Below are 13,713 nucleotides of genomic sequence, written 5' to 3' on the forward strand. Positions count from 1 at the left end.
GGCCAGCTGCTGATGGCCGACCGCATCTCCGTCGACGAGCACGCCGCGTTCGTGCGGTCGCTGCTCGCCGGACTCGGCGCACGGCCGACCGAGCGGGTCGCGCTCGCCGACGCCCTGGGCCGCATCACGGCCTCGCCGGTGGAGTCGCCGATCGCGCTGCCGCCCTTCCGCAACTCGCAGATGGACGGCTTCGCGGTGCGCGCCGACGACGTGGCGGATGCCCCGGTGTCGCTGCCGATCGCCGGCGAGGTCGCCGCCACCGCCGGCGAGCCCGCACCGCTCGAGCCCGGCACGGCCGTGCGGATCATGACGGGTGCGCAGGTCCCGGCCGGGGCCGACGCGATCGTGCCCGTCGAGGACACCGAGCCCGACGGCGATGGCGGCGTCCGCATCGGGAGCGCTCGGCGCGTCGGGGAGTACGTGCGCGAAGCCGGCTCCGACCTCGCCGCCGGGGCCGACGTGCTGCCGCCCGGCCTGAAGCTCGCGTCGCGCCACCTCGCGGCCGCCGCGGCATCCGGCCTCACCGAGCTGCTCGTGCGCGAGCGCGTGCGCGTCGCCGTGATCAGCACGGGCAGCGAGCTCGTGGCGCCCGGTGCCGAGCTGGAGCCCGGCGAGATCCCCGACGCGAACGGCATCGCGCTCGCCGCGGCCGTACGGTCCGCGGGCGGGGTCGTCGTACACGAGGCGCGCGTTCGCGACGCGGCCGACCGGCTGCGCGCCGAGCTCGACGCGGCCCGCGAGGCCGACGCCGAGCTCATCCTCACGAGCGGCGGCATCTCGCAGGGCGCCTACGAGGTCGTGCGCGAGCTCATCGAGCCGCTCGGCGCGTGGGTCGGCTCCGTCGCGATGCAGCCGGGCGGCCCGCAGGCCACGGGCGCGTACCGCGGCATCCCGTTGATCGGCTTCCCGGGCAATCCCGTGAGCGCGCAGCTCTCGTTCGAGCTGTTCGTCGCGCCGACCCTCCGAGCCATCGCCGGACTCCCCCAGGCCCGCCGCGAGCGCCTCGAGCTCGCCGCGCCGCTCGCATCGGTCGCGGGAAAGCGCCAGTTCCTGCGCGGACGCCGCACCGACGACGGCCGCGCCGAGGTCGTCGGGGGACCCGGATCCCACCTCGTGGCGGCGCTCGCGGCGTCCGACCTGCTCATCGTCGTGCCCGAGGACGTCACGTCGCTCGACGACGGCGCCGTCGTGGATACCGTGGAGCTATGACCTCGCTCACCCACCTCGACGACGACGGCCGCGCGCGCATGGTCGACGTCGGCGGCAAGCCCGTCACCCGCCGCGTCGCGATCGCCGAGGGCCGCCTCGACACCACGGCGGAGGTCGTCGGACTCGTCCGGAGCGACGGCCTGAAGAAGGCCGACGTGCTGCCCACCGCGCGCATCGCGGGCATCTCGGGCGCGAAGCGCACGAGCGAACTGATCCCGCTCGCGCACATCGTGCCGCTCGACGCGGTGTCGATCGACTTCGGGTTCGAGGAGACGGCGGTCACCATCCGCGCGACCGTCTCCACGACCGCGCGCACCGGCATCGAGATGGAGGCGCTCACCGCGGTCGCGATCGCCGGCCTCACGTTGCACGACATGGTGAAGGCCGTCGACCCGGCGGCGCAGCTCGGCGGCATCCGGCTCGTCGAGAAGCGCGGCGGCAAGCGAGGTGTCTGGCGAGCGGATGCCGCGGGCGACACGGATGCCGCGGGCGAGGCGCTCGTCGAGGAGGCGCGCACGGCGCCGGCGCATCCCCGCGCCGCCGGCATCGCCGAGGTGCTCGTCGTCTCGACGCGCGCGGCCGACGGCGCCGCAGCGGACACGACCGGGCCGATCATCGTGGACTGGCTCCGCGAGCGCGGCTTCGACACCGACGCGCCCGTCATCGTGGCGGACGCCGACGTCTCGCAGGCGTTGCGCGGCGCCGTCTCGGGGTCGCCGGCCGTGCTCATCACGACCGGCGGCACCGGGGTGAACCCCGGCGACCGCACGCCCGAGGCGACCCTCGCGATCCTCGACCAGGAGCTGCCCGGCGTCGCCGAGGCGATCCGCTCGGCCGGTCGCGCCGCCACCCCGACCGCGGCGCTCAGCCGCGCGCTCGCGGGCATCGCCGGTCGCACGGTCGTCGTCAACCTGCCCGGCTCGCGCGGCGGCGTCGCCGACGGGCTGCGCGTGCTCGACGAGCTGCTGCCGCACCTGCTCGACCAGGTCGCCGGTGGCGACCACGCACCGCGAGAGGCGTCGGATGACTGACCCTGAGCCCACTCACCCCGCGCCCACTCACCCTGAGCCCGCTGACCCCGAGGTCCTCGCGCTCGTGCTCGACGAGCCCATCGACCGCGCCGCGATCGAGGCGTTCGTGCAGTCGCCGCAGGACGGCGCGCTCGTGACGTTCGAGGGCGTCATCCGCGACCACGACCACGGGGCATCCGTCACCCGGCTCGACTACCAGGCGCATCCCGAGGCGGAGCGGTTCCTGCGCGAGACGTGCGCCGAGGTCGCCCGCGAGACCGGCCTGCGCGTGGCGGCCGCCCACCGCGTCGGGTCGCTCGCCATCGGGGACGTCGCGCTCGTGGCATCCGTCGCCGCGCCGCACCGCGCCGAGGCCTTCGCGGCGTGCGCCCTGCTCGTCGACCGCATCAAGGAGCGCACGCCGATCTGGAAGCGCCAGCACCTCGAGGGCGGCGCGACGGAGTGGGTGAACCTGTAGGACGAACCGGGCGCCCACAAGCGTCTGCGCCGCCTACTCGGCCGGCCCGACGCGCTCGACCGGGAACCGCAGGTGCAGCACGCGCCGGCCCTCGATGACCGTCGTCGCGTCGCCGAGCCGCACTGGCGCCGTGTCGCCGAAGAATCGCTTGCCCGAGCCCATGACGACGGGCACGAGGTCGACGGCGACCTCGTCGACGAGGCCGGCCTCGAGCGCCTGCCCGGCGATCGTGCCGCCCGTGAGCCCGACGTCGTGGTCGGAACCGGCGATCAGCTTCGCGCGCTCGACCGCCGCCGCGATGCCCTCGGTGACGAAGGTGAAGTCCTCCGAGCCCGGGTACGACCAATCGTGGGGCGGCTCGTGCGTGAGCACCACGATCGGCACGCCGATCGGATGCCGTCCGTGCCAGCCGTCGGTGAGGTCGAACAGCTCGCGTCCGACCACGAGCACGCCGAGTCCGTCGACCCAGGATCGCCAGTAGTCGGCGCTCGGCCGCGTGACGTGGAACGGCGGCAGTTCGCCCTCGTTCACGATCTCCACCTCGCCGTTGTCGTACCACTCGAACAGCTCGCCGATGTCGTCGTCCTCGAAGGCGACGAACCCGTCGAGCGACATGGATGCGTTCGCGATGACCTTGCCCATGCGGCGCACGCTACGCCGCTCGGGGTGCGGCCGCGCGGGGTTGCGAGTCGGCGGGAGGCGTGACCTCAGCCGCCCGAGAACGGCGGCAGCACGTCGACGTTCGAGCCGATCGGGGCCGCAGCGTCACGCCGCACGATGCCGTCGACGAGGAACGAGCCGTTCGCGACGATCCGGGCCATCGCGGGCCCGTAGCGTCCGACGAGCAGCTCGCGCAGCTCGCCCACGGTCGACCCCGCCTCGGTCGCGGCGAGGGTCTCCTCCTCGACGCCGGCCGCCTCGGCCGCCGCCGCGAAGTAGCGCACGGTCACGGATGCCACGTCAGCCCCCGATCCCGCCCATGGAGCGCACCGGGCGGTGGAAGTCCGCCGCGTCGATGCCATGTCCGGCCTGCTTGCCCCACATCGCGGCGCGCCAGCGGTCCGCGAGCTCGGCATCGGATGCTCCGTCGCGGAGCATCCCGCGCAGGTCGGTCTCGTCGTCGCCGAACAGGCACGAGCGCACGGTGCCCTCGGCGGTCAGCCGCGTGCGGTCGCAGGCGGCGCAGAACGAGCGGGTCACCGACGCGATGATGCCGACGGTCGCCGGGCCCCCGTCGACCAGCCATTCCTCCGCGGGCGCCGACGGGTCGTCGCGGCCGACGGGCTCGAGTGCGAAGTGCTCGCCGAGCACGTCGAGGAGCTCCTGCGCGTCGACCATGTTCTCGCGGAGCCAGGTCTCGTCGGCGTCGAGCGGCATCTGCTCGATGAAGCGCAGGCGGCATCCGTGCTCGAGGGCCCAGGCGAGCAGGGTCGGCGCGTCGTGCAGGGTCTCGCGCATCGCGACCGCGTTGACCTTCAGCGGTCCGAGCCCGGCGCGATGCGCCGCGGCGATGCCGTCGAGCACGCGCGGCAGTCGATCGCGGCGCGTGAGCCGCGTGAAGTGCTCGCGGTCGAGCGTGTCGAGCGACACGTTGACCCGGCTGAGCCCGGCGTCCTTGAGGCCCTGGGCCTTGCGGTCGAGGCCGATGCCGTTCGTCGTCAGCGCGAGCGGCGTGCCGGGCGCGGCCGCGGCGCTGAGGGCGACGATCTCGACGAGGTCGGGGCGGGTGAGCGGCTCGCCGCCCGTGAAGCGCACCTCGGTCACGCCGAGGTCGCGCACCGCGATGCCCACGAGCCGGGCGATCTCGGTCGACGAGAGCAGCTCGTCGCGGGCGATCACGGGCAGGCCCTCGGCGGGCATGCAGTACGTGCAGCGCAGCGAGCAGGCCGACGTGATCGACACCCGGAGGTCGCGGGCGACGCGACCGAACCGGTCGACGAGCCCCGGGACATCCGGTCGCCCCTCGGTCGACGGCGCAGCCGACGGCGACCGGCGCACCGCCGGCATGCCGAGCGAGAGGGCCGCCATGCCTCCACACTAGGCGCTCGCGTGTTTCGCGCCGATGTCCGCCCGCAGACGGAGCCCGGTCGAGTGCGCCGGATACCGTGACAGCGCCCGCGCTCGTCACTACCCTGAGACGAGTCGGGAGGAGACGCCATGTCGTTCATCACTCGAGGGTTCAGCGGACGCGATCGCGAGCGCGACGATCGCCTCCCACCCGGGCAGACGCTGGTCAGCGACTTCCCGGTGCTCTCGGCCGGGCCGACGCCCGAGGTCGACACCGACGACTGGGAGTTCACGATCCGCACCGAGACCGGCGCGCACTCGTGGAACTGGGACCAGTTCATGGCGCTGAAGATCGAGGACGTCGACACCGACATCCACTGCGTGACGCACTGGTCGAAGCTCGGCACGCGGTGGCGCGGGGTCTCGCTCGACACGCTCTTCGAGGACGTCGAGACCCAGTACGACTACGTGATGGCGCACAGCTACGGCGGCTACACGACGAACGTGCCGCTCGACGAGCTGCTCGACGGCAAGGCGTGGGTCGCGTTCGAGTTCGACGGCGAGCCGCTCGACCCCGAGCACGGCGGACCGGCCAGGCTGCTCGTGCCGCACCTCTACTTCTGGAAGAGCGCGAAGTGGGTGCGCGGACTCGTGATGATGGACCAGGACGAGCCCGGCTTCTGGGAGCAGAACGGGTACCACATCCACGGGGATCCGTGGAAGGAGGAGCGGTACTGGTGAGCGACGCTTCCACCGCGCAGGCCGTCGCGCCGAGCGCGGCGCCGCTGGCCGTCCCGCGCTCGGGCTGGCACGTCGCCACGGTGGCCGCGACGCACCGCGAGACGCCCAACGCGACCCGCATCGAGCTCGACGTGCCCGGCTGGCCGGGCAATGCGGCGGGGCAGCACCTCGACGTGCGCCTCACCGCCCCCGACGGCTACCAGGCGACGCGGTCGTACTCGATCGCCTCATCGGGGTCGTCGACCCGAGTCGTGCTCGCGGTCGACAAGCTGCCCGACGGCGAGGTGTCGCCGTACCTCGTCGACGACGTGCGCGCCGGCGACATGCTCGAGGTGCACGGCCCGCTCGGCGCGTTCTTCGTCTGGGCTCCCGCGGCCGACACGGGCGATCATCGACCGGTGCAGCTCATCGCCGGCGGGTCGGGCATCGTGCCGCTCTACGCGATGGCGCATGCGCACGCGGATGCCTCCGACCCGACGCCGTTCCGCCTGCTGTACTCCGTGCGCACGCCCGACGACGTCTACTTCGACGACGAGTTCGCGACGCTCGTGGATGCCGCGGCCCCGCTGCAGCTCGATCTCGTCTACACCCGCCGCGCGCCCGAGGGCTGGACGGCGGCGCCCGGCCGGATCATGCGCGAGGCCCTGGAGGCCGCGGTGTTCCCCGCGTCGGAGCGCCCGCGGGTCTTCGTCTGCGGCTCGACGGGCTTCGTCGAGCGCGTCGCCGACTGGCTCGTCGAGCTCGGCCACGATCCGCGGTCGGTCCGCACCGAACGATACGGAGGCGCATGATGGAGCACGTCGACGGCAACGCCATCGCCGGCCCGCTCGCCGAGTTCTTCAGCTTCGACGTCACGATGGCGACCGGCCGCTGCGTCGGGTGCGGCTCCGTCGCCGAGCTCGCCCGGGCCATGGTCTACCGCAGCGGCGCCGGCACGGTCGTGCGCTGCAGCACGTGCGACACCGTGCTCGCCACGCTCGTCGAGGCCGACGACCGCGCCTGGATCGGCCTCAGGGGCGTGACCGCGATCGAGGTGCGACGGACGCCATCGGAGGGCTGATACTCCACGGGGGAGCACGCCATGTGGATCGGCTGGATCGAGTTCGACCTGCTCCTCGGCGACGTGCACTCGCTGAAGGACAAGCGCGCCGTCATCCGCCCGATCCTCGCCGACCTGCGCCGCGCCACCGAGGCGAGCGTGGCCGAGGTCGCCGAGCAGGACCTGCACCGGCGCGCCGTGCTCGGCGTCGGCGTCGTGGCATCCGGAGCCGAGCGCGTGACCGACACGCTCGACCGCGCCGAGCGGCTCGTCGCCTCGCGGCCCGACGTCATGCTGCTGTCGGCGCGTCGGCGGCTGCGCCGGAGCGACGACGACTGAGCGGATGCACTGCGTGCGCCGGGATCCGGCTCAATCCGGCGTGCCGTCGAGTGCTCTCACGAGGTCGTCGCGGGCGACGAGGAACTGCGGCGTCCCGAGGTAGTCGGTGTGCGTGGCGATCCGCCACAGGTAGCTCGTCGGGGCGGATTCCGTGGCCCCGCGGTCGATCGGATTGCCGGCCGGGGTGCCGTCGGGACTGCGGTCGATGCGGTACGCGTACACCGGGAAGCCCAGGTAGTCGGTGCGTCGCCAGAGGCTGCGCCAGCGCGGCACCTCCTGGTCATGGGCACCCAGCAGGGCCGTGAGCGTGACGTCGTTGCGCTGCGCAGGGCGAGGCAGGGGTTCCGCGAACTCCCGGAGCACCTGGCGGCGCCATGGATCGCTGCGCCAGAGCGATGGCCCGATGAGGCCGGGAACGCCGAGGATGGTCACCCCTCGTCCGGCCGGACCGGGCAGGATCGCGCCGCGCTGCGGCGTCACGTCCTTCACGGTCTCCACCGCCACGCCGAACACGGATGGGAAGAAGCGGCTGAAGTACGCCCGGAGCTGCGTTCCGTAGGAGAGCAGCGCCATGCGTTCGAGGACCAGCGTGCCCTCCAGCGGGCCGGTCTTGATCCGCTCGCCACGCAGCGCGAGGAGCGTCGCGGCGCAGATCGTCGAACCCATCGAGTGGGCGGTCAGGATCACCCCGCGCGGCCGCTTCGTGTCCGTGTCGTCCAGCCACGATTGCGTGCGCGCGGCGAGCTCGGGCACCACGCGCTCGCCGTAGCACGGGGGAGCGAACGGGTGCCCGGCGCGGGGGAAGAACGCGACCACGTCCCAGAACACGCCGAGCGGGCGTTCGCTGCTCGACGCCGCGTGGGTCGCGACGGCAGCGACGGCGGCCAGGGCGACGGCGACGAGCACCGCGGTGGAGCCCGCCGCCAGCTCGGGAGGCAGGGGCTCGAACCCGACCACGACGGCGAGGCTGAAGAATCCGACGGCGGCGAACACGGCGAGCCACGCGAACAGGGGCTCGCCCCGGTGCAGCAGGTGCGAACTCCGTCGTACGGTCACGCGTCGGCGCACCCGTGGCCTCGGGTAGGTCAGGCGAGGGGCGTACGTCTCCGGATCCGTGGAATCGGGCCGCTCGACGCCGCCGACGGCCGCCACATCGCCCTCCTCATCGTCGGGCTCGGAGAGCGGAGGCAGGGAGAACCTCACGAACCGCAGCAGGTTCGCCGCGAGCGCGACGACCACCAGGACCAGCAGCAACGCCGCGATGATGGTGAGCACCACTGCGAACCACTCGTACGCGTCGGGCACGTTCCACAGGTCGGTCGGCAGAGGGTCGCCCGGGGTCCGCCAGATGTCCTCGGTCGGAGCCTTCTCGGCGGGCGTGCCCAGCCAGGAAGCCACGCCCAGCACGAGCAGGCTCGAGAGCGCCATCGACGCGAAGAGCGACAGGATCATCACGACCCCCGCTCCCTGCCCACGCCAGGCCTCGTAGAGATGCTTGCGCGGCCCGAACCACGCGAGGAGGAGGTGGACGAGCACCAAGGCGACCGCGACGCCGACCAGTGCCCATCGCCACACGACGCCGTTGCCGTCGAATGCCCATGCGGGAACCTCAGCGTGACTGGCGAGCAGCGCCGCGCCTCCGAGGACGAGGAGGATCGAGCTGACGCGGCGTCGCCAGGGACTCCGGTTCCTCCATCCCAGTCCCGCGAGGGCGAGGAGCAGCGCCAGCACGATGAGTGCGATCGGCGTGCCGATGAGGCCGAGGAATCCCGGGTCATCGTCCGAGGTGGGTGTGACGAACAGGAACGCGAGGATCATCCACGCGGCATAGCCGGCGATCGACAGTACGAGGCAGGCCATGGCGGCTCCGCGCTTCCAAGCGGTGCGGGGGTCGGCCGCGGAGTCGGTATCGGCGGCGGCGGTGCGAGATGCGCGCTCCGCGAGCCGTCCCGGCATCGTGTCGGTCTTGTCCGACGTGTGCGACGCGAGCGCGACGAGGATGACGATCGCGAGCATGAGGATGACCGCGCCGATACCGAACCAGAACGGCACCGGGTGACTCCACGCGCTCTGGACGCAGCCCCACGTGATCGTCGCCGGGTACCCGCGCCAACAGCCTGCGACGTCGACGTACGCGGCATCCAACGCGAGCACGAACAGTACCAATGTGATCGACGCGGCGACGTGGAGCCATTCCGACGTCTGCCCGATGCGTGCGACGGACCAGAAACCGCGCGTCGCGAGGAGCGGGATGCCCTTCTCCTGCCCCTTCTCGTCGAGGCCTGCTCCGAACTTCTTGACTCGTTCCTCGAAATGCACGCGTCCTCTGCGTCCGATCGCATAGAGCACCAGGATCGTGGCGATCGGCGCGAGTCCGAGGAGTGCAGCGCGACTGTCGCGGTCGATCTCGCGGAGCCCGTCGAAGACCGCGGGCAATGCCGCGCAGACCTGCGTGGTGCCGCGGAAGCACTGGATGGCGACGAGGTCGATGGCGACCGAGCAGAACGCCATCACGGCGATCAGCGTGAGCAGCAGGCCGAAGACCCGGACGGTCGCCGCACCGGCGTCGCCGTTCCAGCTCTTCGACCCCGCGCTGTCCTGCGGCCCGATCCACCGGGTCCAGTAGGCGAGGTTCGCGAGGGCGTACGGAAGCAGGAGGAACCACCCGACGTGCACGAACGCCCGGCCGATGGCTGCGAGCGCGCCGCCGCCCGTCCGCGCCTGGGCGCCCCACGAGAACGCCTCGATCCTCGTGATGCCCCGTGCGGGGCGCGCGCCCCTCCGGTACCAGAACGATCCGAGCTCATCGCCGACTTCGCGCTCGACGTTCTCGGGCGTCGTCTCGAGCATCTCGGCGGGCGGAGTGTTCTGGACGCCGTGGACCCTGATCTCGAGGATCTCGGGCCCGCGAGCCTTCGCGAGCATTCCGAACATCGCCCCTCCCCCCAGAGGTCGGCCGCAATGGCGCGGGCCTGAGCAGATGGTATTCCTGAGGAATGCTGGCGGAGCACCCCCCGAATGGGGGCGCGGTCAGGCGAGGGTCGGCGCGAGGATGAGCCACCACGCCGGGAACGCGAGCCAGGAGAGTCCGACGAGCGACCCGCCCACGATGTAGAGCGTCGTCTGCAGGGCGGACCCCGCCGGCGAGACGTACCCGAGGCCCGCCACGATCCCGCCGGCGACGAAGGCGACGACGATCGCGACGGCGAGGATCGACACCCACGCCGGGACCGCGCCGGCGGCGTGGGCCGCACTCCCGGCGAACGCGATCCACGCGAACGCGACGAGCGCCGCGCCCACCGAGACGACGGCCTGCGCCTGCAGGCCGAGGCTTCCCGCGAGCATGAGCAGCGTCACGATCGCGATCGCCGCGGCTCCGGCGCAGGCGACGACCGTGAGCACCCACAGCCACGGCCCGGCCCTGACGTAGGTCGCGAGCAGGATCATCGCCACGACCCACGGCGCCGCGCCGATCACCGCGAGCCAGTCGTTCACGGGCCCGAGCCAGGCCCATCGCGACGGCTCGGATGCCGACGATCCCCCGAGCAGGAAGAACAGCGCGAGGGCGACGACCGCGGCGAGGCTGATGAAGCCCTGCACGCCCGCCCAGATGCGCACCTGGTCCGTCGAGATCGACGGTTCGATGGCGACGTCCACGATCCACCCCCTTCGGGAACCGATCGGGTCCATCGTCCACCCGATCCGGCGGTCGGCGCAGCCCTAGGCCACGACCTCCCCGTCCTTCCAGACGCGCGCGACGAGCGGCACACCCGGACGGTAGGCGAGGTGCACGTGGCTCGGCGCGTCGAGCAGCACGAGGTCGGCCGGACCGCCCGGGCGGATCGCCCCGACATCCGTGCGCCGCAGCGCCGCCGCACCGCCCGCAGTGGACGCCCAGAGCGCCTCGGCCGGCGTCATGCCCATGTCGCGCACGGCGACCGCGATGCAGAACGGCATCGAGCTCGTGAAGCTCGAGCCCGGATTGCAGTCGCTCGCGAGCGCCACCGTCACGCCCGCGTCGATGAGGCGCCGCGCGTCGGGGAACGGCTGGCGGGTCGAGAACTCGACGCCCGGCAGCAGGGTGGCGACCGTGTCGGATGCCGCGAGCGCTGCGACCTCCGCATCGTCGAGGTAGGTGCAGTGGTCGACGGATGCCGCGCCGAGCTCCACCGCGAGACGCACCCCGTCACCCGCGCCGAGCTGGTTGCCGTGCACCCGCACGCCGAGGCCCATGGCCGCGCCCGCCTCGAGCACCCGCCGGGACTGCTCGGCGGTGAAGGCGCCGCGCTCGCAGAATGCGTCGATCCACTTCGCATGCGGCGCGCAGGCGTCGAGCATCTCGCCGACGACGAGGTCGACGTAGGCGTCGGCGCCCGTGCCGGGGCCGCCCGCCGGGTCGGCGTAGTCGGCCGGCACGACGTGCGCGCCGAGGAACGTGACCTCGTCGGTGACCTCGCGCGCGAGGCGCACGATGCGCTCCTCGTCGCGCACCGAGAGGCCGTAGCCCGACTTCACCTCGAACGTCGTGGTGCCCTGGGCGTGCAGCTCGGCCACGAACCCGGCGAGGCGGGCGCGCAGCTCGTCGTCGGTCGCGGCGCGGGTCGCGGCCACGGTCGAGCGGATGCCGCCCGCCTCGTAGCGGCGCCCGGCCATGCGGGCGGCGAACTCCTCGGCCCGGTCGCCGCCGAACACGAGGTGGGTGTGACTGTCGACGAAGCCGGGGAACACGGCACGGCCGCCCGCGTCGACCACCTCGACGTCGGCGTCCCACAGCGATCGGTGCTCCTCGCCGTCGCGGCGATCGGCACGCTCGTGCCGAAGCTCGTCGTCGTGCGACGGCACGTGCGCAGCCGGTCCGATCCACGCGATGCGGCCGTCCTCCACGAGCACGGCCGCATCGTGCACGATGCCGAGCGGGCCGCCGTCGCGGTCGGGAGCCGGGTCGTTCGTCACCAGTTCGCCGACGTTCGTCAGCAGCATCCGCTTCACTGCACCGCCATCGGTCATGCGTGCCCTCCCGATCGTCGCGTCGATGCCGGGCGAACCGAGACCCGTCATGCGTCCATCATGGGCACGCGGAGGCCGCGCTCGCGAGCCACCTCGACGGCGCGGTCGTAGCCCGCGTCGACGTGCCGCATGACGCCCGTGCCCGGGTCGTTCACGAGCACGCGCGCGATCTTCTCAGCCGCGAGGTCGGTGCCGTCGGCGACGACCACCTGGCCGGCGTGGATCGACCGGCCGATGCCGACGCCGCCGCCGTGGTGGATCGACACCCAGGTCGCGCCCGAAGCCGTGTTGAGCAGCGCGTTGAGCAGCGGCCAGTCGGCGATCGCGTCGGAGCCGTCGGCCATGGCCTCGGTCTCGCGGTAGGGCGACGCCACCGAGCCCGAGTCGAGGTGGTCGCGGCCGATGACGACCGGCGCGCTGAGCTCGCCCGAGGCGACCATCTCGTTGAACTTCAGGCCCGCGAGGTGGCGCTCCTTGTAGCCGAGCCAGCAGATGCGGGCCGGCAGGCCCTCGAAGTGCACCTTCTCGCCGGCCTGCGTGATCCAGCGGCGCAGGTGCTCGTCGTCGGGGAACAGCTCGAGGATCGCGCGGTCGGTCGCGGCGATGTCGGCCGGGTCGCCCGAGAGCGCGGCCCAGCGGAACGGGCCCTTGCCCTCGGCGAAGAGCGGGCGGATGTACGCGGGCACGAAGCCCGGGAACGCGAAGGCGCGGTCGTGCGGGAGACCGCCGAGCTCCGCCTCGCGGCGGATCGAGTTGCCGTAGTCGAACACCTCGGCGCCCGCGTCCTGGAAGCCGACCATCGCGTCGACGTGCTTCGCCATGCTCTCGCGGGCGCGGGTCGTGAAGCCCTCGGGGTCGGATGCCGCGAGCTCGTGCCACTCGTCGACCGAGACGCCCTCGGGCAGGTACGACAGCGGGTCGTGCGCGCTGGTCTGGTCGGTCACGATGTCGATCGCCACGCCGCGCGCGAGCAGCTCGGGGAACACGGTGGCGGCGTTGCCGACGAGGCCGACGCTGAGCGGCGTGCGCGCGGCCTTCGCGGCGAGCACGCGCTCGATCGCGTCGTCGAGGTCGTCGGTCAGCTCGTCGAGGTAGCCGTGGTCGACGCGGCGCGCGAGGCGCGACTCGTCGACGTCGACGATGAGTACGACGCCCTCGTTCATGGTCACGGCGAGCGGCTGGGCGCCGCCCATGCCGCCGCAGCCGGCGGTGAGCGTGAGCGTGCCGGCGAGCGATCCGCCACCGTGCTCATCGAGCCCGCCCTTCCGGGCGGCGAGGTCGCGCGCGATGGCGCCGAAGGTCTCGTAGGTGCCCTGCAGGATGCCCTGCGTGCCGATGTAGATCCAGGAGCCGGCCGTCATCTGGCCGTACATGGTGAGGCCGAGCTGCTCGAGGCGGCGGAACTCGGGCCACGTCGCCCAGTCGCCGACGAGGTTGGAGTTGGCGATGAGCACGCGCGGCGCCCACTCGTGCGTGCGGAAGACGCCCACGGGCTTGCCCGACTGCACGAGCAGGGTCTCGTCGGGCTCGAGGTCCTCGAGCGTGCGGACGATCGCGTCGAACGACTCCCAGTTGCGGGCGGCCTTGCCCGTGCCGCCGTAGACGATCAGGTCGCCGGGGCGCTCGGCCACCTCGGGGTCGAGGGTGTTCATGAGCATGCGCAGCGGCGCCTCGGTCTGCCAGCTCTTCGCGGTCAGCTCCGAGCCGCGGGCGGCGCGGACGGTGCGAGCGGGGGCGGGGGGTGCATCGGTCATGCCTCGATCCCACCGCACGCCGAGCGCTGCGACAACGGATGCCGCGGGGTGCCCGTCCGGGATCCCAGACGAGCCGAATCGCTCGGGCTGAGCTCGGTGAGCCGATCGCGCCGAGCGCCTGGTCGGCGC

General features: G+C 73.0%; 14 protein-coding genes. 7 read left to right on the plus strand and 7 right to left on the minus strand.

Annotation, left to right across the window (positions count from 1 at the left end):
- The first annotated feature begins 12 nt into the window (after positions 1–12).
- From ACWEOH_RS10290 to ACWEOH_RS10300, 3 genes are read left to right on the plus strand one after another with little or no spacing between them, the layout of a single operon-like run.
- Positions 13–1,209 (plus strand): molybdopterin molybdotransferase MoeA, encoded by a 1,197-nt coding sequence (locus tag ACWEOH_RS10290; protein WP_452030607.1) that lies wholly within the window; start codon positions 13–15, stop codon positions 1,207–1,209.
- Positions 1,206–2,240, plus strand: coding sequence for a bifunctional molybdenum cofactor biosynthesis protein MoaC/MoaB (moaCB, locus tag ACWEOH_RS10295; protein ID WP_452030608.1), 1,035 nt, complete (start codon positions 1,206–1,208; stop codon positions 2,238–2,240). Before ACWEOH_RS10290 ends, moaCB begins: the two co-directional genes overlap by 4 nt.
- Entirely contained in the window at positions 2,233–2,697 is a 465-nt protein-coding gene (locus tag ACWEOH_RS10300; protein ID WP_452030610.1) for a molybdenum cofactor biosynthesis protein MoaE, read from the plus strand. The genes moaCB and ACWEOH_RS10300 overlap by 8 nt, the downstream gene beginning before the upstream one ends.
- A 33-nt stretch (positions 2,698–2,730) precedes the next feature.
- Here the strand turns inward: ACWEOH_RS10300 and ACWEOH_RS10305 are convergent, their stop codons facing one another.
- From ACWEOH_RS10305 to moaA, 3 genes are all read right to left on the minus strand, one after another.
- Entirely contained in the window at positions 2,731–3,339 is a 609-nt protein-coding gene (locus ACWEOH_RS10305) for a dihydrofolate reductase family protein (protein WP_452030612.1), read from the minus strand.
- A 65-nt stretch (positions 3,340–3,404) separates the two neighbouring features.
- Positions 3,405–3,656 (minus strand): MoaD/ThiS family protein, encoded by a 252-nt coding sequence (locus ACWEOH_RS10310; RefSeq protein ID WP_452030614.1) that lies wholly within the window; start codon positions 3,654–3,656, stop codon positions 3,405–3,407.
- Between the two features lies 1 nt (position 3,657).
- Complete coding sequence (gene moaA, locus ACWEOH_RS10315) at positions 3,658–4,725, minus strand: GTP 3',8-cyclase MoaA (protein WP_452030615.1); 1,068 nt, start codon at positions 4,723–4,725, stop codon at positions 3,658–3,660.
- 129 nt (positions 4,726–4,854) lie between these two features.
- On the opposite strand from moaA, the gene ACWEOH_RS10320 reads away from it, so the two are divergent.
- Genes ACWEOH_RS10320 through ACWEOH_RS10335 form a run of 4 tightly spaced genes read left to right on the plus strand, consistent with a single transcriptional unit; the run spans position 4,855 to position 6,823 of the window.
- Positions 4,855–5,445 (plus strand): sulfite oxidase-like oxidoreductase, encoded by a 591-nt coding sequence (locus tag ACWEOH_RS10320; RefSeq protein WP_452030617.1) that lies wholly within the window; start codon positions 4,855–4,857, stop codon positions 5,443–5,445.
- Positions 5,442–6,236 (plus strand): FAD-binding oxidoreductase, encoded by a 795-nt coding sequence (locus ACWEOH_RS10325; RefSeq protein WP_452030619.1) that lies wholly within the window; start codon positions 5,442–5,444, stop codon positions 6,234–6,236. The genes ACWEOH_RS10320 and ACWEOH_RS10325 overlap by 4 nt, the downstream gene beginning before the upstream one ends.
- Positions 6,233–6,505, plus strand: coding sequence for a DUF6510 family protein (locus ACWEOH_RS10330; RefSeq protein WP_452030621.1), 273 nt, complete (start codon positions 6,233–6,235; stop codon positions 6,503–6,505). Before ACWEOH_RS10325 ends, ACWEOH_RS10330 begins: the two co-directional genes overlap by 4 nt.
- A 21-nt stretch (positions 6,506–6,526) precedes the next feature.
- Entirely contained in the window at positions 6,527–6,823 is a 297-nt protein-coding gene (locus ACWEOH_RS10335) for a DUF503 domain-containing protein (RefSeq protein WP_148733377.1), read from the plus strand.
- A 30-nt stretch (positions 6,824–6,853) separates the two neighbouring features.
- On the opposite strand, the gene ACWEOH_RS10340 is transcribed toward ACWEOH_RS10335, so the two are convergent.
- From ACWEOH_RS10340 to hutU, 4 genes are all read right to left on the minus strand, one after another.
- Complete coding sequence (locus ACWEOH_RS10340; protein ID WP_452030623.1) at positions 6,854–9,757, minus strand: hypothetical protein; 2,904 nt, start codon at positions 9,755–9,757, stop codon at positions 6,854–6,856.
- A 96-nt stretch (positions 9,758–9,853) separates the two neighbouring features.
- Positions 9,854–10,480, minus strand: a complete 627-nt coding sequence (locus ACWEOH_RS10345) for a hypothetical protein (RefSeq protein WP_452030625.1) — start codon at positions 10,478–10,480, stop codon at positions 9,854–9,856.
- 63 nt (positions 10,481–10,543) lie between these two features.
- Positions 10,544–11,830 carry an imidazolonepropionase gene (hutI, locus tag ACWEOH_RS10350; RefSeq protein ID WP_452031908.1) on the minus strand — a complete coding sequence of 429 codons (1,287 nt, stop codon included), beginning with the start codon at positions 11,828–11,830 and terminating at the stop codon, positions 10,544–10,546.
- 47 nt (positions 11,831–11,877) lie between these two features.
- Positions 11,878–13,584: a urocanate hydratase gene (gene hutU / locus ACWEOH_RS10355; protein WP_452030627.1), complete on the minus strand. Its 1,707-nt coding sequence runs from the start codon at positions 13,582–13,584 to the stop codon at positions 11,878–11,880.
- Positions 13,585–13,713: the final 129 nt, after the last annotated feature.

The organism is Agromyces sp. NPDC004153 (genome assembly GCF_053603635.1).

Coding starts and splice junctions, on each gene's coding strand:
- ACWEOH_RS10290 (WP_452030607.1), top strand. CDS start 13: ATGGCCGACCGCATCTCCGTCGACGAGCACGCCGCGTTCGTGCGGTCG.
- moaCB (WP_452030608.1), top strand. CDS start 1,206: ATGACCTCGCTCACCCACCTCGACGACGACGGCCGCGCGCGCATGGTC.
- ACWEOH_RS10300 (WP_452030610.1), top strand. CDS start 2,233: ATGACTGACCCTGAGCCCACTCACCCCGCGCCCACTCACCCTGAGCCC.
- ACWEOH_RS10305 (WP_452030612.1), bottom strand. CDS start 3,339: ATGGGCAAGGTCATCGCGAACGCATCCATGTCGCTCGACGGGTTCGTC.
- moaA (WP_452030615.1), bottom strand. CDS start 4,725: ATGGCGGCCCTCTCGCTCGGCATGCCGGCGGTGCGCCGGTCGCCGTCG.
- ACWEOH_RS10320 (WP_452030617.1), top strand. CDS start 4,855: ATGTCGTTCATCACTCGAGGGTTCAGCGGACGCGATCGCGAGCGCGAC.
- ACWEOH_RS10330 (WP_452030621.1), top strand. CDS start 6,233: ATGATGGAGCACGTCGACGGCAACGCCATCGCCGGCCCGCTCGCCGAG.
- ACWEOH_RS10335 (WP_148733377.1), top strand. CDS start 6,527: ATGTGGATCGGCTGGATCGAGTTCGACCTGCTCCTCGGCGACGTGCAC.
- ACWEOH_RS10340 (WP_452030623.1), bottom strand. CDS start 9,757: ATGTTCGGAATGCTCGCGAAGGCTCGCGGGCCCGAGATCCTCGAGATC.
- hutI (WP_452031908.1), bottom strand. CDS start 11,830: ATGACCGATGGCGGTGCAGTGAAGCGGATGCTGCTGACGAACGTCGGC.
- hutU (WP_452030627.1), bottom strand. CDS start 13,584: ATGACCGATGCACCCCCCGCCCCCGCTCGCACCGTCCGCGCCGCCCGC.